Origin of the sequence: Streptomyces sp. BE303, from assembly GCF_036290945.1 — a bacterium.
Taxonomy (GTDB): domain Bacteria; phylum Actinomycetota; class Actinomycetes; order Streptomycetales; family Streptomycetaceae; genus Kitasatospora.
Window position 1 is genome coordinate 1 of record NZ_JAQYWZ010000676.1, and the last position, 786, is coordinate 786.

Below are 786 nucleotides of genomic sequence, written 5' to 3' on the forward strand. Positions count from 1 at the left end.
GGCGAGGACGGAGCGCAGGGGGAGGACGAGGCCGGTTTCGGTTTCGGTGTGGCGGCGGGCGGCGAGGTGGGGGAGTTCGTCGGCTTCGGCGCTGCCGCCGGGGAGCATGAGGCCGGAGCGGTAGGTGGTGGCGACGAGGAGGATCGCGCCGTCGCGGTTGAGGACGAGGGCCTGGTGGCCGAGGCGGCGGCGGGGCGGGTGGGTCAGGATCGTGGGGAGGTTGTTGAGCACGGGGGTCTCCTCGGTGGGGAGTTGACGGCAATTCCGGTCGGGCCCGCGCCGGGGCCGGCGGCCCGACCGTGGGGGTTCAGGGGGTGGGGTCGGAATCGGGACCGGGGTCGGGGTCGGGGTGGGTGTCGGGCGAGAGCCAGGTGAAGCAGGCGGGCAGGCCGGCGCTGATGCCGGTGGCGAGGACGAGGCCGAAGATCAGGAGGCGGGGTCCGAGCGGTCCGTCGTGAATCGGCCGGCAGGCGAGGGCGGCGGTGAGGGTGCTGAGGGCGGGGACGCCGAGGGCGGTGGCGACGAGCGCGGGGGCCCGGTTCACGCCGGGTCGTCGGCGCGCGGCCTGCTGGGCTGCTGGACGCTGAGGTAGCGGGGTTCGGGCAGGGGTCGGACGAGTTCGGGCCTGGTGGTCCACTCGCAGCCGCCGCCCTCGTGGCGGAGGTAGGCGAGGCCGCCGAGGGTGTCCATGTAGACGCCTTCGAGCACCCCACCGGCGGGGACACGGCACCCGAAGTCACGGACCACCTCCCCGACGACGGGGGTGTACACGGGCATGCGGGGGCA

General features: G+C 75.1%; 3 protein-coding genes. All 3 read right to left on the minus strand.

The features are described from left to right. Positions 1-231, minus strand: a 231-nt coding sequence (locus PUR56_RS16185; RefSeq protein WP_329949444.1) for an NUDIX domain-containing protein, incomplete at its 3' end; no start/stop codon positions are given. A 76-nt stretch (positions 232-307) separates the two neighbouring features. Further along, positions 308-544: a hypothetical protein gene (locus tag PUR56_RS16190; RefSeq protein ID WP_329949445.1), complete on the minus strand. Its 237-nt coding sequence runs from the start codon at positions 542-544 to the stop codon at positions 308-310. Next, positions 541-786: hypothetical protein (locus PUR56_RS16195; RefSeq protein WP_329949446.1), on the minus strand; the 246-nt coding region annotated here is incomplete at its 5' end. The genes PUR56_RS16195 and PUR56_RS16190, both read right to left, overlap by 4 nt.